Consider the following 18,257-nt stretch of genomic DNA (forward strand, 5'->3'; position numbering starts at 1 on the left):
GCTGTTATCTCATTCCTTTTAATTTTTTCACACTTTGTGTGATCGATGTGATGATTTGCGATGCAAGCTCTGGTCCTTGTCCATACGTCAAGCTGATTCTCATACTGCTTTTGGCCACTTCCTCTGATTTTCCCATCGCCAGCAGTACACGGCTTGGCTCTTTTTTCTTGGCTGAGCAGGCAGAGGTTGTAGAAACATATATGCCTTCTTTTTCAAGCATATGGAGGAGGACTTCAATTTGAATACCCGGCACTGAAAAATTCACAATGTGCGGCGCACTTTGCGCCCTCGGTGTGTTCATCACAATACCTTCTATGTCTCCAAGCTGTTTTTGCAGCTGCGTTTTTAAGTTCAGCATCTCATCGTGATGCTTGTCAAGCTGTTCATATGATTGTTTCATGGCTTTTGCCAAGCTGACAGCTCCAGCAGGGTTTTCAGTACCTGAACGAAGCCCTAATTCCTGCTCTCCGCCTGTAATGAAAGGGGCGAGAATGACATCTTTCTTTAAAAAGAGTGCGCCTGTGCCTTTTAAGCCATGAATTTTATGACCTGACATCGTCAAAAGATCTACATCCAGCTGTTTATTAAGTGCTACTTTGCACATTCCCTGCACCCCGTCGACATGAAAAAGCGCGTTTTCGGTATGCTCACGAATGATGCCAGCAGCTTCTTCAATCGGCTGGATGGCACCCGTTTCGTTATTGACGTGCATCATGCTGACAAGCACTGTATCAGGGCGAAGCACTTCTTTTAAATGCGTCATATCTGCATGGCCTTGCTCATTTACTTGAATATAGGAGATGTCAAAGCCAAATAACGCCTTTAGCTGTTCAAACGATTCAATGACAGAAGGATGCTCAATTGCTGTCGTCACAATGTGCTTGCCCCGATTCATTTTGGCAAGTGCTGCTCCTTTAATGGCAATGTTATTCGCTTCTGTAGCACCAGAAGTAAAAATAATCTCATATTGTTTTAAGCCCGTGTAGTGAAGCATTTGTTTTCTCGTTTCATTTAACAGCCGGCTTGCATCTATTCCGAGCTGATGAAGCGAAGATGGATTTCCAAAATAACGCTCACTCACTTGCTGATATACTTGTAAAACCTCAGGGTACGGTTTTGTGGTTGCACTATTATCAAGATACATCATTGCGAAACTCCTTATCCTCTTGCGTTTAACTAATATGATCCGAATTCCTTTTATTTCAATATAAAGCGGTATATTGACAACCTCATCAATTCACTATATCATGCATAGTGCCATTGTCATATTTTTTCCTAAATTAACAGAATATTTAAACATGGCGGAAAAATAAAATAATAGGGGGATAACCTTATGAAAAATAAGTTAAGTCAAACAGACACATTAGCCATCGGCTTAATGTTGTTTGCACTCTTTTTTGGCGCAGGCAATATGATATTCCCTCCTGTACTTGGACAGTACGCAGGTGAAAACGTATGGCTTGCGATCGGTGGATTTTTACTGACAGGCGTGGGACTTCCGCTGCTAGGCATCATTGCCGTTGCCTTGACAGGAACAGGTGCAAAAGGGCTTGCTGATAAAGCTCATCCTACATTCGGTACCATTTTCACCGTCATTTTATATTTATCCATTGGACCTTTCTTTGCAATCCCTCGTACTGGGACTGTTTCTTATGAGATTGGGCTGGCGCCGTTTCTGTCTGAAGCGCAGTCTGAATCATGGATTCCATTATTCTTGTTTTCAATTGCTTTTTTCGGCATTACCTATGCTCTTGCTTTAAATCCATCGAAGCTTGTTGACCGAATCGGTAAAATTTTAACACCAATTTTACTCGCTGTCATTGCTTTAATTGTGATCAAAGCAATCGCAACACCAATGGGTGGAATTGGCAGTCCACATCCAACCTATGAAGGAAGCCCGCTGTTTACCGGCTTTTTAGAAGGCTACAAAACGATGGATGCTCTTGCTTCAATCGTTTTCGGAATTGTCGTTGTCACGGCTGTGAAAGAGCGTGGTATTACAGAACGTAAATCGATTGCAGCAGCCTGTATTAAAGCGGGGCTTGTCGCAGCTGCTGGACTAGCTCTTGTGTACATATCACTCGCTTATGTCGGAGCATCAAGTCCTGAGGCTACAGGTATGGTCGGAGCAAATGATGGGGGAAAACTCCTTTCGCTTGCGGCAAACTTTTTATTTGGTTCTGCTGGAAATATTGTGTTAGGGGCTGCGATTTTATTTGCTTGTTTGACCACAAGTATTGGACTTGTTTCATCCTGCGGAGAATATTTTTCTACGCTATTTCCACGCTTTTCTTATCGTACAGTTGTTTTAGTTGTATCTTTATTCAGTACATTTGTAGCAAACCTGGGACTGGCACAAATTATTTCGCTCTCTGTTCCAGTGCTTGTTGCGATTTATCCGTTAGCCATCGTGATCATTCTCTTATCTTTTATTGATCGATGGATCAATGGAAGACGAATCATTTATATCGCTTCACTCCTTTTCACAGGTGTCTTTGCTGTGATTGATGGGCTCGTGGCAGCGAAAATCCCTCTTGGCGGATTACCTGAATTTTTAGAAGCTGTTGTTCCTTTATATAAACTTGGGATCGGCTGGGCAATCCCTGCCGTTCTTGGAGCTATTATTGGACTTCTTATTTCTTTATTCACGAGTCCACCTAAACAGCTTGCTTAATCAAGCATCAAAACAAAAAACATCCCTTTCCATAGGAGAAGGGGATGTTTTTTTATGTTCTTCATATACTAAAATAGAAAAATTCATGACTTTTGTATGAAAACACATGTTGACATCAGGCGTACATCCTTTATAATTAGTGAATGTTAATGAAGAACGGTTTTAACAACTAATTAACAGAATATTTCAACATAATATTGGAGGCTTTATATTCAATGAAGGCAACATTGTCGACGAAAGATACGGTTATTATAGGTTTTATGTTATTTGCTTTATTCTTCGGCGCCGGAAATATGATTTATCCACCAGAGCTTGGGCAATATGCTGGAACAAATGTATGGAGAGCAATGGGCGGATTTTTATTAACAGGTGTCGGTTTACCTCTACTAGGTATTATTGCGATCGCTTTAACAGGACGTGATGCAAAAGGACTTGCGGATAAGGCTCATCCAGTGTTTGGAACAGCATTCACCGTCATTTTATATTTATCCATTGGGCCGCTTTTCGCTATTCCGCGTACAGGAACAGTTTCGTATGAGATTGGCGCATTACCATTTTTATCAAGTGTACCAGCTTGGCTGTCCCTTCTTTTATTTACACTCGTCTTTTTCGGTATTACGTATTACCTTGCTTTAAATCCAACGAAAATCGTGGATCGTGTAGGGAAAATATTAACACCGATTAAATTTACGATCATTTTTATTATCATTGTCAAAGCCATTTTGACGCCAATGGGCGTGATTGGTACACCAGATGTATCTTATAGCAACGGATCGTTTTTCAAAGGATTTTTAGAGGGCTATAAAACGATGGATGCTCTTGCTTCTATTGTATTTGGAATTGTTGTCATCAACGCGATTAAAGGACGCGGTGTGACAAGTAAAAAGGCACTGGCTTCTGCTTGTATCAAAGCAGGTTTGATTGCAGCTGCTGGATTAACCTTCGTTTACCTGTCACTTGCGTATCTAGGTGCTTCTAGTACACATGCCATTGGATTCGTGGGAGATGGAAGCAAAATCTTAGCTCAGTCTTCTCAGTTCCTTTTCGGAAGTCTTGGAAATATTGTATTAGGTGCTGCCATTACAGTCGCTTGTTTAACAACAAGTATCGGTCTTGTCACATCATGCGGAGAGTATTTCTCAAAGTTACTTCCTAAACTTTCTTATAAAATGGTCGTGACACTTGTTACATTATTTAGTTTCATCATTTCTAACTTTGGACTTGCTCATATCGTTGCTTTCTCTGTTCCAGTCTTAACAGCGATTTATCCTCTGGCAATTGTGATCATCGTTCTATCACTTGCTGATAAATGGCTTGGACATAGAAGACCAGTATATGTCCTCTCGTTAATTTTAACAGGGTGCGTCAGCTTATTTGACGGATTAGCAGCAGCAAAGCTTCCAATCGGTCCAGTAAAAGACATCTTCCAAACAGTGTTGCCTTTTTATGACCTTGGCATTGGCTGGCTTGTCCCTGCGATACTTGGAGTCGCCATTGGATTCCTGATCTCACTTTTCACTTCTTCTGCTTCAGAAGAACGCCAAAAACAGGCGTCATAATACAAAAAAGCTGAAGTCCTATCAATGGACTTCAGCTTTTTTTATTGATGCTGATATTCTTTTTCCTGCTGAGCTAAAAGCTTTTGGACAGATCCAGGTGATGCTTTTTCAACAGCTGCCGCTGCTACATCAAATGAACCGTTATAATCGTATGCATAAAATCTTCGCTCTGCCTCTTTTAATTGTTCAGAAAGAATATGATTTTGGCTTCTAAAACGATTACCGTATTGAATGATTCGTTCAATTTGATCCACTTTAGTGAGCATTTCTTCCGTCTCATCCACAACATGTCTCACTGTGTCAGAGGCTTCTTTTAATTGCTCATTCACGGCTGGCATGTTGAGCGGCAGGTTCTCAAGCTGCTCGTGCACTTGCTGAATCATCTCCTGCGCTTTTTCAGCCTGCTCTTTCATGTCAGCAGGTACACCTGGAATATTACTTTTTTGCAGCTGACGCACTGTATCTGTCAGCATCGTTTTGAGCTCAGCCAGTGTTTCTCTCGCTTGCAGCTCTTCTTTTCTTAATGATTGAAGGTGATCTTTAAACGTATCATGCAATGCTTTTGCATCATCGATAAAGGTTTCGAGCTGATTGATTTCATCCATTAATAATGAATATGCGACATGATCACGATCAAGCTTCTCTCGAATTTGTTTCATGAGCTTTTCAATTTCTTCTAAGCGTTTTTCGAACGCCTTCTGTTGATCAAGCTCTCCGGCTGTCAGTTTGTAGCTTTCTTTTACAAGAGCTGTTTCTGCCTTTGTTTGCGTGTGATCCTGCTCGAGCTTTTCAAATGCTTCCGTCAGCTCAGGCATTTTGCTTTTGATTTCCTGCCCTGCTTCTACTTCCGCTTCAAGCTGATCATACAGCGTCTGAATTGCATCATCAATCATTTGGAGAATGCTTGATGCTTCATCCAGATTGAGTTCATCAATCAGCAGTTTTTCCGCACGGGTCAGCTGTTTGTTTAAGTTCTCAAGCTCTTTAGTGATCTGGATGTGCTCAAGCTTGTAGCCTTTGTCTGTCATTTCTTTATATCCGTCTTTCAGCTTCGTCAGCTGGCCTGGTACGGTTTGTTTGCAGTCTGCAATGAGCTTCGGTACATCATTGATATACAGCTGAAGCTGATCGAGTCTGCGGTCTTGCTCAAGCAAAATCTTTCTTGCTTTCATATAGTTTCCGTTTTCTGTCTCTTCCTCGTACTGCTTGATCCCTTCCCAGGCCTCATCTAAGTCCTGCTCCATTTTGTCATAAAGGGTGCCGTATAAATGGCTGTACGCAAGCAGATTTTTTCGAACTGTTTGATATTGTTCTTTGACCTTTTCAATGTCCTTGCGATTTTGCTCCTCGCTTGTGACAAGGTCTGCAATCTCTTTTAAAATGTCTTCAATGTTCGAATCAGCAGCACTCAGCAAGTCCTCAATGTGCGTAAGAACCTGCTTGGCTTTGGAGAATCGATATTTATCAGAATACTCTTCTGCATCATATAATAGCTCCTCAACCTTTGGAAGATGGGCTGTGACGATATCGTCCCACTCTGCACGCCATCTTTCAAAAAATTGCTCTGTTTCTCCGGTCATTTTTAAATGTTTGATTTTTGAAATTTCTTCTACAATTGATCTGTTTAAAATTTCAATTTTCCATGCTTCCAATCGGTCAATCTCTTTATATATATTTTTTCGCAGGAAATAACCGACTGAAAACAAAGCAAGCAAAATGACAATTAAACCGATGATTAACTCCATAATGAGCCCCCTTGTTGTGATCTAAGTGATGTCAGGGTAAAAGTGTCCCGAGTAGACCTGAGAACCCTTTCGTGTCCGCTTTGCATTTGTTTTTATAAGCAGGATCGTATGTTTTCCAATACCATCCATTCACGGTTTTATGTATGTTTTTTCAAGAAAGTATTTGTGCGCTTTCTATCATTTGATCACACGTATCAATGTGACCTGCTTTTATGTATGCGGAAGCTGTCGTTTTCATTGTTATTATGATACCATGTAACCAGCATTTTTGGTCATGATTTTTCATTATTTTCGCTGATAAACATTACGTTTTTCAAAATATCGACAAGAGGTGACGACATGCTGAAACAAGATGCACATCTACATACACCGTTTTGCCCGCACGGTTCGCTTGATTCTTTTCATTCTTATATTGAAAAAGCCATCAAAAAGGGATTTGATTCCATAACCTTTACCGAGCATGCCCCGCTGCCTCCATCGTTTCAAGATCCAACACCTGAGCAGGATAGTGCCATGAAGCTCCAAGACCTTGAAGCGTATATCACGAAACTGGCTCAGCTGAAACAAGAATACAAAGGACAATTAATAGTAAAAACTGGGCTTGAGGTTGACTTTATCAAAGAGTATGAAGAGGAAACTAGAACCTTTTTAGACTGCTACGGTCCAGAGCTAGACGACTCCATTTTATCTGTACACTTTCTTCCTGCTGGCGATGATTATATTTGCCTTGATTTTGACGAGCATGCCTTCCAGCAGCTAATAAGCATCTATGGCAGCATCGAACAGGTCTACCAAAGCTACTATGACCAAATTCATTCTTCTATTCTATCATCTTTAGGCCAATATAAGCCAAAGAGAATCGGTCATATCACCCTTGTCCAGAAATTCAAACAGCTTTTTCCATATGAAATGTCATCTGAACTTTGTCAAAAGGTCACCCTTTGCCTTGAAGAAACGGCAAAAAAAGGCATGTCCTTAGATTTTAATACATCAGGTCTTCGTAAAACATATGCCAGAAGTATCTATTTAGATCCATGGATGATTGACCTTGCCAAAAAGAAAAAAATTCCGCTCATATTCGGCTCTGATGCCCATCAAGCGGAAGATCTCGGATATGCGTATGATCAATTCGAGGACATCATGAGGTTCAGATGAGAATCTAATGCCGGCTCTTTTGGTTCTAACAGATGATGAAGCGAGCGGCTCAGCTCTTTAAAGTACATTTGATAGAAATACGGCTCACTTGGGTTCAAATAAAGCACCTCTGTTAAATATTGCGGCTGTAAATATGGCATCATGAGAAGTGATTTCAGCTGAATCATAAAGGATGCGAGTGACAGCTGCTCACAAATAACATGGGTGCTTTTTCCTTTTTCAATGATAAGCTGAAACAAATACTTTTCTTTTGTTAAATATGTCGACATGATTTCTCTGATGAGTGTCGAATCAATCGTCACCTCCCGATAAACGAAACGGGTTAATTGACGGTGCTTGTGCTGATAAGATAAAATATCAAAAACCACATGTAGTAAGCATTCTTTTGCGTGACGGGTTTCCATGTGATGAAGATGTGATTCAATCATGTGAATGTAACCTTCATAAAAATCGGATACGAGCTGCTCAAGCAGCCCTCCTTTTCCTTGAAAGTAATAAGAAATGTGGGCAACGTTGACGCTTGCTTCCTTCGCAATCTCACGGACAGAGGTTCCAGAAAATCCTTTTTGGTTAAAAAGTCTGATGGCAGCATCCATAATACGGTCTTTTGTTTGCACGGTTGTTGATGTTTTCATCCGCTCACCCCTCTTCATGTGTACATACTTCAAGATGAAGGCAGAAGTTCCTTTTACAATTGCTCGACAAATCCCACATGCGAAACGCAAGTTATGTATTTTTAAGATAGAAAGTAGGAGATTTTCATGTTTCATGTCGAAAAACAGTCTGGCGATCCTTCAAAAGACTATCAATTGCTTGTCAAACAGGTAGAAGCCATTACAGATGGTGAACCTGATCTGATTGCCAACTTGGCAAATGCAGCTGCATTACTCTATCACTCACTTCCTGAAGTCAATTGGGCGGGGTTTTATTTAGCAAAGGGCGGCGAGCTTGTGCTTGGACCATTTAACGGACTGCCTGCATGTGTGCGCATCCCTTCTGGAAAAGGCGTTTGCGGTACAGCGTTTGCGACAGGTGAAGTGCAGCGTATCGCTGATGTCCATGCATTCCCTGGACATATTGCTTGTGACGCCGCATCGCAATCTGAAATAGTCATTCCGCTAAAAGTCAATGGACAGATCATTGGGGTGCTCGATATTGACAGTCCTGTGAAAGACCGCTTCAGTGAAGTAGATGAGACCTACCTTATTCAATTTACAGAGATTCTTCAACAGGCGTTATCTGTCTCTACGGATGCGTAATCATGCAGAAAAAGCAGGCACATTGTCTGCTTTTTTATGTTTCTTTATATAATGGGGAACGTCACCTTTGCCTCTAAATAGGTTGACTTCTCATACCCAGCGTCATATAATAGAGTTTGTGTGAAATATGGCAGCCTTTTTGTTCGGCTTTTTTGTATCATTTTGTTCCTTCTATTTGAAGGTGCATCTTGTAACTCCCTGCTGCTGGAGCGAGGATGCATGAAAACATAATGACGAAGAAGAGGAAGAACAGACGGTTTTTATTTTTCACAAATAAAAACAATAAGGAGGAGTCACATTATGGCTCGCTATACAGGTCCAAGTTGGAAGATTTCCCGCCGTTTAGGCATTTCATTAAGCGGAACAGGTAAGGAACTTGAAAAACGCCCTTACGCTCCAGGCCCACATGGTCCAGGACAACGCAAAAAACTATCTGAATACGGTTTACAATTACAAGAGAAGCAAAAGCTTCGTCACATGTACGGTGTCAACGAACGTCAATTCCGTACACTATATGACAGAGCTGCTAAACTTCCTGGTAAACAAGGTGAAAACTTCATGATCCTTCTTGAAACTCGCCTTGACAACCTAGTATACCGTCTTGGCCTTGCTCGTACTCGCCGCCAAGCTCGTCAGCTAGTAAACCATGGTCACATCCTTGTTGATGGAAGCCGTGTAGACATCCCATCTTTCTCTGTGAAACCAGGTCAAACGATTGCTCTTCGTGAGAAATCTCAAAACCTTGCAGTAGTGAAAGAATCAGTTGAAGTAAACAACTTCGTTCCTGAATACCTTTCTTTCGATGCTGAAAAGCTTGAAGGAACTTTCACTCGTCTTCCAGAGCGTTCTGAATTAGCGCCTGAAATCAGCGAACAACTTATCGTTGAGTTCTACTCTCGTTAATTTCATTACTTCTCTAAGAGAGAGCAAACAAACCCTAGATCCCTTGATTGTTCAAGGTTTTCTAGGGTTTTTTGTATGTTCTCAATTATACATGAAATCATTTGAAGTCATCTTCCATTTTCAACACTTATTTTCCCCGGTTGCCTGCTCCATTCTTACTTCAATCAAACCTGTCTCTATTTTTATATACAAATATAGGAAATATTTCATTGAAATGCCTTTTTTCTATTGGTACAATAATGATAGATGACGTATCAGTCGTATGGTCTTCTATAGTACTTAGATGGAGGAGTTCCATGTTTAGTATCACAATCATTCTATTCTTACTTTTAATCTTATCAGTGATCGCCTATTCTCTTTTAAGAAAAAAACAAATCATAGATGAACCGCCCAATAGATTTGCTGCAAGTCTGTTTATCTTCCTGCTCTTTTTTTCTATCTGCTTTGTGATCGCGATTCCTAGTGTATTGCTATACATCACCGTTTTAGGCGTGAATTTTCTTTTTGGAGAAACCATCACGTATGATTCGTTTTTTTCTTTGATCTCTTTCTCTTTGTTCGTGAGTGTTATCGTTGTTTTTTGGTCACCTTTCCTTCTATTCATAGGAAAAGGACTGGCTTATCTCCTTAAACTTCCTGTATGGCTCACTTATACTTTGGAATGGGTGAGTTCTTGGATCGTTTTACATCTCTCCATCAAGTATGTCCTTTACTTAAATTTAATGAATGTATCGATAGGGGATTCCGGTGTATTAATTTTATCATTCTTTGTCAGTTTTTTATTTATTGAGATTGATCTCTTTTACTCACGTATGAAACAACGAAAACAATCGCTGGACACATATCATTAGCATGATAAAAGCTCCTAGATCTCTTTCTAGGAGCTTTCAAACGTTCATTCTGGACTTGTCCATTTTGCGATGAGCTGCTCTGTTGTCATAACAGTCGCAAATTCATCATGCAGGGTTGCAAGTGAGAGCCGGTGGATCGTTTCTGGGTCAAAATATGTACCATTTTGATCCGTTAATCCAAAGGCAGCTGTTGCATCTGAGATCAAGTACGTATCAAAGCCAAGATTTCCGCTCATTCTTGTGGTCGTTGAAACGCAGTGAGGGGTTGTTAATCCTGCGATGACGACCGTGTCAATCTGGTTTGATCTTAGATGTTCCTCTAAGTTAGTACCAATAAAGCTGCTGTTGACTTTCTTTTGTATCACCGTTTCTTCCTCTAGCGGTTTAGCAATATCTTTAAAAAGGTGCCCTTCATTTGCTGGATGAAAGACAGATTCCGGATTGTCGGATGTATGCTGAATATGAATCACTTTCCAGCTTTTCTCTCTCCAAAACGTCAATAGCCGGCTAATATTTTCCTCTGCCTTTAGGTTATTGCGTTCTCCCCATTTTTCATGCTCGAACGCTTTTTGTACATCTACAATGATGAAAGCCTTTTGATTCGTTTTCACAAACGCCCACCTCCGAAGATTCTTATTCACTACATGTAGTGTAAGGAATGGTGATCGTTTTGTACATGTTTTTATTCGGCTATGTACGATGCTTTGTTTTGCGTCATCGTTATGCTTCTTTTCAAGGTCTCTTTCATCTAACAGCTGCCATATGCCAATTGACATCAAAAAAGACAGCATATACCGCTGTCTTTTTTCGTTTTTTAATTCGTATTCTGTCCTCCGCCGTTCAGTCCTTCTTTAATATAGCCTTTCACTTGGCTTGAGGTTAATAGACCGATATGTCCAACGCCGTGAATCAGGACGTTTTTTGCGCCAATTAAGCGAGAGAGGCTGTTGACGACGATGAGATCGGCTGAACTATAGACAGATGTGTAAAGAATTTTTTGATTTGGATCTGTGCCAGGTAATGCTCTGTTTGAAACGAGTCCATTTGCTCCACCAATCGTGACAACGTTTTCAATTTTATCTCCGCCATCAAGATTTTTAATATAGTATAACGTGTTCGCCCCGCCCATACTATGAGCCACAATATCTACTTTTTTGGCACCCGTTTTGTTTAACACATCTTGGACGAATTTAGATAGACGCGGACCATTGTTGCGGTTATTTCCTGTTTTGTCTATGAAATCGATAGCATATAATTGGTTTCGATCCCAGCCTTGTCCAACCAAATAACTTTTAATAGAAAAAAAGTTATAAGAGGCACCACCAATACCATGTACCATCACAACCGGATTATGCTCAGCCGCCTTCACCTCTTTTGGCTGGATAAAAGCCATTGAACCAATCACCAATGCAAGCGCAACGAGAATTTGCAAACTCCTTTTCTTAACAAAAATCACTTTCATTCCCCCTTATTCATCTTATACGACTCTATTTTATAAAAGAAAAATATGTCAGAAAAGTGAACAAGGTAATGTTTATGAGATGATTTTACAGAAATATAAATAATCAAAAAGCACCTTGGACTTTTTTAAATTCAAACAAAAAGACTACGAGACCTTCTTTCTTTCATATATAATATCAATAGAAAAAGGAGGTTCTACTAGATGCTATTTACGCAAACCCCTGCTCCACCCTACTATGCCGTGATTTTCACATCAAAACGAACAAATGTTGAGCAGAAAGAATACGCTGCGGCTGCTCAAAAAATGGAAGAATTAGCGAAAGATCTAGATGGGTTTCTTGGAATAGAAAGTGTACGAGATGAACGTGGTGTTGGGATCACTGTATCTTACTGGGATTCATTAGCAGCCATCAAAGAATGGAAAGCACATACAGCACATCAGCGTGTTCAAAAAAAGGGGAAAAAGGATTGGTATGAATCCTATACTACCCGAATTTGTAAGGTAGAACATGCTTATACAAACAAAGATTCACTCCTTGAACAAGAAGCAGACGAATGAGCAACTTCTACATAAAAAAGAAAAGCACCTCAATGTACACGAACATTTGAGGTGCTTTTCCATGATGTTTACTGTTTCATAGAGATTTATTTATACGTCACAAGGAAGTATTTCTTTTTCCCTCTTCTTAAAACGGTAAATTGGGTTTCAATTCGGTCGTCAGCTGAGAGAACATAGTCTTTATCTGTTTGTCTCTCTCCGTTGATGGAGACAGCACCATTTGTGATATCTTCACGTGCTTGACGCTTTGATGGAGACAGCTTTGATTCCACAAGAATATCAACTAGTGTTAATTCTTCTGTGCTGCTTTTCTCCATTGATGGAACATCCTTAAAGCCTACTTTCACTTCTTCAGCTGTAAGAGATTTGATCTCGCCCTTAAATAGTGCATTTGAGATGTTGACTGCCTGTTCTAGTGATTCACGGCCATGTACAAGTGTTGTCACTTCCTCTGCTAGACGGCGCTGCGCTTCACGCTTTTCAGGTGCTGTTTGCACTTTTTCTTCGTACGATGCGATCTCTTCTTTTGATAAGAACGTAAAGTATTTTAAGTATTTCACGACATCACGGTCATCTGTGTTAATCCAGAATTGGTAGAACTCATATGGAGACGTTTTTTCTTTATCTAACCAGATAGCGCCGCCTTCTGTTTTACCAAACTTTGTGCCGTCTGCTTTTGTGACAAGCGGCATCGTCAGACCGAATGCTTTTGCTCCTTCTGCTTCAGACTTACGGATCAGCTCAAGTCCAGATGTGATATTTCCCCACTGGTCACTTCCGCCGATTTGCAGCTTACAATTTTCATTTCTGTAAAGGTTTAAGAAGTCTAAAGACTGCAGGATGACGTAGCTGAATTCTGTGTAAGAAATCCCTGTTTCGATACGTGAGCTCACGATATCTTTTGCCAGCATAAAGTTTACACCGAAGTTCTTTCCAATATCACGAAGGAACGTGATAACATTCATTTGGCTGATCCAGTCGTAGTTATTCACGATGACGGCTGGGTTCTCGCCTGCTTCAAAATCAAGAAATTGAGACAGCTGTCCTTTGATTTTATCTGACCACTGTTCGACGATTTCTGCTGGGTTGAGTGAACGTTCTGCTTTTTTGAAACTAGGATCGCCAATGAGTCCAGTCGCACCGCCAACAAGAGCAATCGGGTGATGACCTGCTTCTTGGAATCTGCGTAATGTTAAAATTGGCAATAGATGACCAATGTGTAAGCTGTCAGCTGTCGGATCAAAGCCGGAGTATAGCTTGATTTTCTCTTCTGCTAATAATTTTGTTAAACCTTCTTCATCTGTTTGCTGCTGAATTAATCCTCTAAACGATAGCTCTTCCATCAATTGACTCATATCCAAATCTCCTTTGTTTAAAATGAACATAAAAAACGCCCCTTCGAATGAACGAAGGGACGATATATATCGCGGTACCACCCTGCTTAAAAGACAAAAAATCTTGTCTTTTCACTTACACTGATAACGGACAGATCCGTTCTTTCACTAATCAGGGCATGCTCCTTTTCGTAAAAGCGGTTCGTGAGGGTAATTCGAATATCTCTTTGTACTGACTTGCACCAGCCGTCAGCTCTCTAAAACAGGGAAAGATCATTCTACTGAATCTCAGTCAAAACCTTTTCATATTCAACTAATGTCATTTTTAACACACTTTTGATATCAAGTCAACTGATGAAAAAATTAATCTTCCATTGTCGAAAGGTCGCCAGCAGGTAAATTCAGCTCCCACGCCTTTAGCACACGTCTCATAATTTTTCCGCTTCTCGTTTTTGGCAGTTTGTCTTTAAACTCAATTTCTCGCGGTGCCGCATGTGCTGCGAGTCCTTTTTTCACAAACGTACGAATCTCTTCTTTCAGCTCATCTGTCGGCTCATATCCGCTTCTGAGCGCAATAAATGCTTTAATAATCTCACCGCGGACCGGATCTGGCTTTCCAATGACACCAGCCTCTGCAATGGCTGGATGTTCGACCAGTTTACTTTCCACCTCAAATGGACCGACCCGCTCTCCTGACGTCATGATGACATCATCGACACGTCCCTGGAACCAAAAGTATCCGTCTTCGTCCATATAAGCTGAATCTCCTGAAACATACCAATCTCCCGGCATAAAGTAAGATTCATATTTTTCAGGATTGTTCCAGATCGTATGCATCATAGAAGGCCAGCCTTTTTTAATCGCAAGGTTGCCCATCCGGTATGGCGGAAGTTCATTTCCTGCATTATCCACAATCGCCGCTTCTACGCCTGGAATTGGTTTTCCCATTGAGCCTGGCTTGATGTCCATGCATGGATAATTACAAATCAGCTGTGCTCCCGTTTCTGTCATCCACCAAGTGTCGTGAATTCGTTTGCCAAAAACAGCATCTCCCCAGCGGATGACTTCTGGATTAAGAGGCTCTCCCACACTTAAGACATGACGGAGCGAGCTGAGGTCATATTTTTGAATGAGGTCATCCCCTGCCCCCATGAGCATTCTAAAGGCTGTCGGGGCACTGTACCAAACGGTTACACCGAGTGATTCAATGGTTTCATACCACGTATCAGGATTAAACCGGCCGCCTAAAATCACATTCGTCGCCCCATTAAACCACGGTGAAAAAATACCGTACACTGTGCCTGTAACCCAGCCTGGATCAGCTGTACACCAGTAAACGTCATCTTCTTTCAAGTCAAGCACCCATTTACCAGTCTGACCTTGCTGCACCATTGCACCATGGACATGAAGCACACCCTTTGGCGTACCAGTAGATCCTGATGTGTAATGAAGCAGGAAGCCGTCTTTTTCATCCATCCATTCAATTTCAAGCTCCTTTGCTGCCTCCTCAAACGCCTCTTCATAGTGAATTGTCCGAACGCCATCGACGTCTTCATTTTCACCGCCGACAATGATGACAGATTCAAGCTTTGGAAGCTCTGCAAATGGAATTCGTTCAAGTAGATCGGGTGTTGTCACGATCACCTTTGCTTCACTATTTTCTAAACGGTCTTTGACGGCACCTTCCATAAATGCCTCAAATAACGGGCCAACGATCGTCCCAATTTTCACTGCGCCTAGCAGAAGAAAATAGAGCTCAGGTGATCTTGGCATAAAGATAAACACGCGATCCCCTTTTTCCACATGTGCCTTTTCTTTGAATAGATTTCCCGCTTTGTTTGTGTTGATTTTCATATCCCTGAACGTATACTTTTCATCCCGCTGTGAATCTTTGTAGTGAAGCGCCACCTTGTTCTGACGAAACGAGTCCGCATGTCTGTCAATCGCTTCATAGGCTGCATTTATTTTTCCTGTTTCATACCAGGAGAAGTTTTTTCTAGCTTCCTCCCATGAAAAATCTTTGTATGCCTGCTCATAATCATTTAAATGATAATCCCCTTTTACTGATGGTAGCGTTTCCAATTTCATCAAACAGTCCCCCTTTGCATACGTTTACAATGACCATTATAGTATAGATGACTTTTTTTCTCAATTTTTAAAAAACTTCTGATGAAACCGTTTTAATTCTTACAAGATTTAAGATAGAATAGAGACGACTCACTAGAATTAGGGGCGGTGGATACGTGGAGCATCCTAAAACTTATTATTCAAAAACCATTGAGCGAGAAACAGGTTCCATCCTGATTGAAGGACCGGTACCTGCATCAGCGCTTGCGAACTATACGTTTCATGAAGGACTAACGGCATTTCGCACGCCTGAGGAACAGAAGCAAGCACTTGTTGAAATAGCAGATCTTCCAGAAGGACGTATTATCATTGCAAGAGTGAATGAGCTTGTCGTAGGCTATGTCACGTATTTGTATCCTGATCCACTTGAGCGCTGGTCAGAGGGCAAAATGGAGAATTTAATTGAGCTTGGCGCAATTGAGGTCGCTCCTCCATATAGAGGGTGCTCACTTGGCAAGCATTTGCTTGATGTGAGCATGATGGATGAGCAAATGGAGAATTACATCATCATTACAACTGAATATTACTGGCATTGGGATTTAAAGGGGACAAAGAAAAACGTTTGGGAGTACCGCAAAATGATGGAGAAAATGATGAACGCAGGCGGTCTTGTCTGGTTTGCAACAGACGAGCCAGAGATTAGCTCACATCCAGCCAATTGTTTAATGGCCAGAATTGGGAAACATGTGAGTCCTGATTCGATCGAGCGTTTCGATCGTCTTCGCTTCCATCAGCGCTTTATGTATTAACGTTCAATTCGTTTTTTTGGCAAAGGGGATTGGTAAACAATGATGATTGAACAAATTATGGAGCGTGATGTGATCACGCTGCGAAAAACCGATACGATTGAAGAAGCCATTCAAAAAATGAGTGCACATCACATCCGGCATATTCCGATCGTATCTGATCAAGGATCTGTCATTGGGATGGTGACAGATCGGGATATTAAAAATGCCAGTCCAAGTATTTTTGAAACAGAGAAAAGAAAGCTCTTTATTCAGCGGCCAGTCGAAGAGATCATGGTATTAGAAACGATCACTGCTCACCCGCTTGATTTCGTTGAGGAGATATCAAGTGTTTTTTTTGAGCACGGAATTGGCTGTCTTCCAGTGGTGAGACGCGGCAAGCTTGTAGGCATTATCACAAAAACAGATCTGCTTCGTACGTTTGTAAGACTGACAGGTGCAGATCAGCCTGGATCACACTTAGAGGTTGAAGTGGAGCAGATGACTGAAGGCCTCGCAGACATTACAGCCATTTTAAAGGAGCAGCATATTCAATTGCTGAGTGTGCTTGTGTATCCTCATGCCAATGAGGCTTCTAAAGTGCTCGTATTCCGCCTTCAAACCATTCATGCAGATCATGTGACGAAGCTGATTCGCGCAAAAGGCTATAAAGTGCTCTGGCCTATGGAGCAGACGATCAAATGAAGGAAGCGACCTTTGTTTTTTCACCATCTTTTCAAACGTACCAATTTAACCAAGATCATCCCTTCAATCAGCTTCGTGTCTACTTAACGTATGATCTTCTTCAAAAAATGAAGGCGTTAACAGAGGATGAAATCGTCGCACCGCGTATGGCTACTCTGGAGGAATTAAAGCTCGTCCATACAGCAGATTATATCCAGGCCGTGCAACGGGCAAGTGAAGGAAAGCTGTCTACAGCAGAGGGGGAACGCTACGGTCTTGGCACAGAGGATACACCGATGTTCGCAGGCATGCATGAGGCGGCATCTCTCCTTGTTGGCGGAACGTTAACAGCAGTTGATCAAGTGATGCTCGGTCATTCCCAGCATGCACTCAATCTTGGCGGCGGGCTTCACCACGGGTTCAAAGGGCGTGCATCTGGCTTTTGTATTTATAATGACAGCTCAGTGGCGATTCAATATATTCAAAAGACGTATGGCGCTAGAATTTTATATATTGATACGGATGCTCATCACGGCGATGGTGTCCAGTTCAGCTTCTATGACGACCCAGAGGTATGTACAGTCTCCATTCATGAAACGGGACGCTACTTGTTCCCTGGAACCGGACAAGTACAGGAAAGAGGCCACGATAAAGGCTATGGCTACGCCTATAATATTCCGCTAGATGCATTTACGGAAGATGAATCGTTCCTCGAAGCATACCGAACAGCAGTGACTGAGATTGCTGCTTTTTTTAAACCAGATGTGATTTTGACGCAAAACGGGGCCGATGCACACTACTATGATCCGTTAACTCATTTATCTGCCACCATGAAAATATATGAGGAAATTCCTAGAATTGCCCATGAGCTTGCGCATCAATATTGTGATGGCAAATGGATCGCTGTTGGCGGAGGGGGATATGATATTTGGCGTGTCGTCCCAAGAGCGTGGAGCCGTATTTGGCTTGAGATGAAAGGCATTACACCGCCAGATGAACTCCCTCGGGATTGGATTCAAGCCTGGAATAAGCAATCGCCTGTTACCCTTCCACCTACGTGGAGAGACCCTGACGATTTATATCCACCGATCCCAAGAAAAGCTGAAATCACAGAAAAGAATGCTCAAACAGTAGAAAAAGCACTCATGCCTGTTAGAAGAGAAAAGAAAAAGGCATAAGAAAAGCAGGCTTTCCCTCATAAGGTAAGCCTGCTTTTTTTGT

The 18,257-nt window shown here is 41.5% G+C and carries 17 protein-coding genes and 1 other annotated feature; of the genes, 10 read left to right on the top strand and 7 right to left on the bottom strand.

Annotated features, from left to right (window positions below; translation table 11 throughout):
* Positions 1-4: 4 nt before the first annotated feature.
* Entirely contained in the window at positions 5-1,147 is a 1,143-nt protein-coding gene (locus NST59_RS13510) for a cysteine desulfurase family protein (RefSeq protein ID WP_039180642.1), read from the bottom strand.
* A gap of 186 nt (positions 1,148-1,333) precedes the next feature.
* Here NST59_RS13510 and brnQ (NST59_RS13515) point away from each other — a divergent pair, with 186 nt between their 5' ends.
* Together brnQ (NST59_RS13515) and brnQ (NST59_RS13520) are read left to right on the top strand one after the other, a co-directional pair.
* Positions 1,334-2,674, top strand: a complete 1,341-nt coding sequence (gene brnQ / locus NST59_RS13515) for a branched-chain amino acid transport system II carrier protein (protein ID WP_039180644.1) — start codon at positions 1,334-1,336, stop codon at positions 2,672-2,674.
* A 215-nt stretch (positions 2,675-2,889) separates the two neighbouring features.
* Positions 2,890-4,233 carry a branched-chain amino acid transport system II carrier protein gene (gene brnQ, locus NST59_RS13520; RefSeq protein WP_039180646.1) on the top strand — a complete coding sequence of 448 codons (1,344 nt, stop codon included), beginning with the start codon at positions 2,890-2,892 and terminating at the stop codon, positions 4,231-4,233.
* A 41-nt stretch (positions 4,234-4,274) separates the two neighbouring features.
* Here the strand turns inward: brnQ (NST59_RS13520) and ezrA are convergent, their stop codons facing one another.
* Positions 4,275-5,978 (bottom strand): septation ring formation regulator EzrA, encoded by a 1,704-nt coding sequence (gene ezrA / locus NST59_RS13525; RefSeq protein ID WP_059375186.1) that lies wholly within the window; start codon positions 5,976-5,978, stop codon positions 4,275-4,277.
* Between the two features lie 339 nt (positions 5,979-6,317).
* Between ezrA and hisJ the strand changes: the two genes are divergently transcribed.
* Positions 6,318-7,133: a histidinol-phosphatase HisJ gene (gene hisJ / locus NST59_RS13530; RefSeq protein ID WP_341040747.1), complete on the top strand. Its 816-nt coding sequence runs from the start codon at positions 6,318-6,320 to the stop codon at positions 7,131-7,133.
* On the opposite strand, the gene refZ is transcribed toward hisJ, so the two are convergent.
* Positions 7,103-7,768 (bottom strand): forespore capture DNA-binding protein RefZ, encoded by a 666-nt coding sequence (refZ, locus tag NST59_RS13535; protein WP_341040748.1) that lies wholly within the window; start codon positions 7,766-7,768, stop codon positions 7,103-7,105. The two genes, hisJ and refZ, sit on opposite strands and share 31 nt — an antisense overlap.
* A gap of 126 nt (positions 7,769-7,894) precedes the next feature.
* Between refZ and NST59_RS13540 the strand changes: the two genes are divergently transcribed.
* The 3 genes from NST59_RS13540 (at position 7,895) to NST59_RS13550 (ending at position 10,146) form a co-directional block, all read left to right on the top strand.
* Positions 7,895-8,392, top strand: coding sequence for a GAF domain-containing protein (locus NST59_RS13540; protein ID WP_024426170.1), 498 nt, complete (start codon positions 7,895-7,897; stop codon positions 8,390-8,392).
* Positions 8,393-8,692: 300 nt separating this feature from the next.
* Complete coding sequence (gene rpsD, locus NST59_RS13545) at positions 8,693-9,295, top strand: 30S ribosomal protein S4 (RefSeq protein WP_039180654.1); 603 nt, start codon at positions 8,693-8,695, stop codon at positions 9,293-9,295.
* A gap of 296 nt (positions 9,296-9,591) precedes the next feature.
* The gene (locus tag NST59_RS13550) at positions 9,592-10,146 is read left to right on the top strand and encodes a hypothetical protein (protein ID WP_327842256.1); all 555 of its coding nucleotides are present in this window, start codon (positions 9,592-9,594) and stop codon (positions 10,144-10,146) included.
* A 44-nt stretch (positions 10,147-10,190) separates the two neighbouring features.
* On the opposite strand, the gene NST59_RS13555 is transcribed toward NST59_RS13550, so the two are convergent.
* Both NST59_RS13555 and NST59_RS13560 read right to left on the bottom strand, forming a co-directional pair.
* Positions 10,191-10,757 (bottom strand): cysteine hydrolase family protein, encoded by a 567-nt coding sequence (locus NST59_RS13555; RefSeq protein ID WP_126681469.1) that lies wholly within the window; start codon positions 10,755-10,757, stop codon positions 10,191-10,193.
* Between the two features lie 203 nt (positions 10,758-10,960).
* The gene (locus tag NST59_RS13560) at positions 10,961-11,539 is read right to left on the bottom strand and encodes an esterase/lipase family protein (protein ID WP_369880183.1); all 579 of its coding nucleotides are present in this window, start codon (positions 11,537-11,539) and stop codon (positions 10,961-10,963) included.
* 270 nt (positions 11,540-11,809) lie between these two features.
* On the opposite strand from NST59_RS13560, the gene NST59_RS13565 reads away from it, so the two are divergent.
* The gene (locus NST59_RS13565; RefSeq protein WP_144491314.1) at positions 11,810-12,166 is read left to right on the top strand and encodes an antibiotic biosynthesis monooxygenase family protein; all 357 of its coding nucleotides are present in this window, start codon (positions 11,810-11,812) and stop codon (positions 12,164-12,166) included.
* Between the two features lie 86 nt (positions 12,167-12,252).
* Here NST59_RS13565 and tyrS read toward each other — a convergent pair whose 3' ends face one another.
* Positions 12,253-13,521: a tyrosine--tRNA ligase gene (gene tyrS / locus NST59_RS13570; RefSeq protein ID WP_341040751.1), complete on the bottom strand. Its 1,269-nt coding sequence runs from the start codon at positions 13,519-13,521 to the stop codon at positions 12,253-12,255.
* 52 nt (positions 13,522-13,573) lie between these two features.
* Positions 13,574-13,805, bottom strand: a binding site (T-box leader).
* 58 nt (positions 13,806-13,863) lie between these two features.
* Positions 13,864-15,588, bottom strand: coding sequence for an acetate--CoA ligase (gene acsA / locus NST59_RS13575; RefSeq protein ID WP_341040752.1), 1,725 nt, complete (start codon positions 15,586-15,588; stop codon positions 13,864-13,866).
* A gap of 155 nt (positions 15,589-15,743) precedes the next feature.
* Between acsA and NST59_RS13580 the strand changes: the two genes are divergently transcribed.
* The 3 genes from NST59_RS13580 to NST59_RS13590 are packed head-to-tail and all read left to right on the top strand — an operon-like array spanning position 15,744 to position 18,214.
* Positions 15,744-16,376 (top strand): GNAT family N-acetyltransferase, encoded by a 633-nt coding sequence (locus NST59_RS13580; protein WP_106025779.1) that lies wholly within the window; start codon positions 15,744-15,746, stop codon positions 16,374-16,376.
* A gap of 39 nt (positions 16,377-16,415) precedes the next feature.
* Complete coding sequence (locus tag NST59_RS13585; protein WP_024424849.1) at positions 16,416-17,057, top strand: CBS and ACT domain-containing protein; 642 nt, start codon at positions 16,416-16,418, stop codon at positions 17,055-17,057.
* Complete coding sequence (locus NST59_RS13590; protein WP_047203484.1) at positions 17,054-18,214, top strand: acetoin utilization protein AcuC; 1,161 nt, start codon at positions 17,054-17,056, stop codon at positions 18,212-18,214. Before NST59_RS13585 ends, NST59_RS13590 begins: the two co-directional genes overlap by 4 nt.
* The last annotated feature ends 43 nt before the right edge of the window (positions 18,215-18,257 follow it).

It is taken from the genome of Bacillus sp. FSL R5-0439 (genome assembly GCF_038008805.1).
GTDB classification, from domain to species: Bacteria; Bacillota; Bacilli; order Bacillales; family Bacillaceae; genus Bacillus; species Bacillus safensis.

What these genes read in the sequence shown, in the direction of transcription:
- acsA (WP_341040752.1), bottom strand. Translation starts at nt 15,588, where the DNA reads ATGAAATTGGAAACGCTACCATCAGTAAAAGGGGATTATCATTTAAAT.
- NST59_RS13550 (WP_327842256.1), top strand. Translation starts at nt 9,592, where the DNA reads ATGTTTAGTATCACAATCATTCTATTCTTACTTTTAATCTTATCAGTG.
- ezrA (WP_059375186.1), bottom strand. Translation starts at nt 5,978, where the DNA reads ATGGAGTTAATCATCGGTTTAATTGTCATTTTGCTTGCTTTGTTTTCA.
- tyrS (WP_341040751.1), bottom strand. Translation starts at nt 13,521, where the DNA reads ATGAGTCAATTGATGGAAGAGCTATCGTTTAGAGGATTAATTCAGCAG.
- NST59_RS13590 (WP_047203484.1), top strand. Translation starts at nt 17,054, where the DNA reads ATGAAGGAAGCGACCTTTGTTTTTTCACCATCTTTTCAAACGTACCAA.
- refZ (WP_341040748.1), bottom strand. Translation starts at nt 7,768, where the DNA reads ATGAAAACATCAACAACCGTGCAAACAAAAGACCGTATTATGGATGCT.
- brnQ (WP_039180646.1), top strand. Translation starts at nt 2,890, where the DNA reads ATGAAGGCAACATTGTCGACGAAAGATACGGTTATTATAGGTTTTATG.
- NST59_RS13510 (WP_039180642.1), bottom strand. Translation starts at nt 1,147, where the DNA reads ATGATGTATCTTGATAATAGTGCAACCACAAAACCGTACCCTGAGGTT.
- hisJ (WP_341040747.1), top strand. Translation starts at nt 6,318, where the DNA reads ATGCTGAAACAAGATGCACATCTACATACACCGTTTTGCCCGCACGGT.
- NST59_RS13560 (WP_369880183.1), bottom strand. Translation starts at nt 11,539, where the DNA reads ATGGCTTTTATCCAGCCAAAAGAGGTGAAGGCGGCTGAGCATAATCCG.
- NST59_RS13565 (WP_144491314.1), top strand. Translation starts at nt 11,810, where the DNA reads ATGCTATTTACGCAAACCCCTGCTCCACCCTACTATGCCGTGATTTTC.
- NST59_RS13540 (WP_024426170.1), top strand. Translation starts at nt 7,895, where the DNA reads ATGTTTCATGTCGAAAAACAGTCTGGCGATCCTTCAAAAGACTATCAA.
- brnQ (WP_039180644.1), top strand. Translation starts at nt 1,334, where the DNA reads ATGAAAAATAAGTTAAGTCAAACAGACACATTAGCCATCGGCTTAATG.
- rpsD (WP_039180654.1), top strand. Translation starts at nt 8,693, where the DNA reads ATGGCTCGCTATACAGGTCCAAGTTGGAAGATTTCCCGCCGTTTAGGC.
- NST59_RS13585 (WP_024424849.1), top strand. Translation starts at nt 16,416, where the DNA reads ATGATGATTGAACAAATTATGGAGCGTGATGTGATCACGCTGCGAAAA.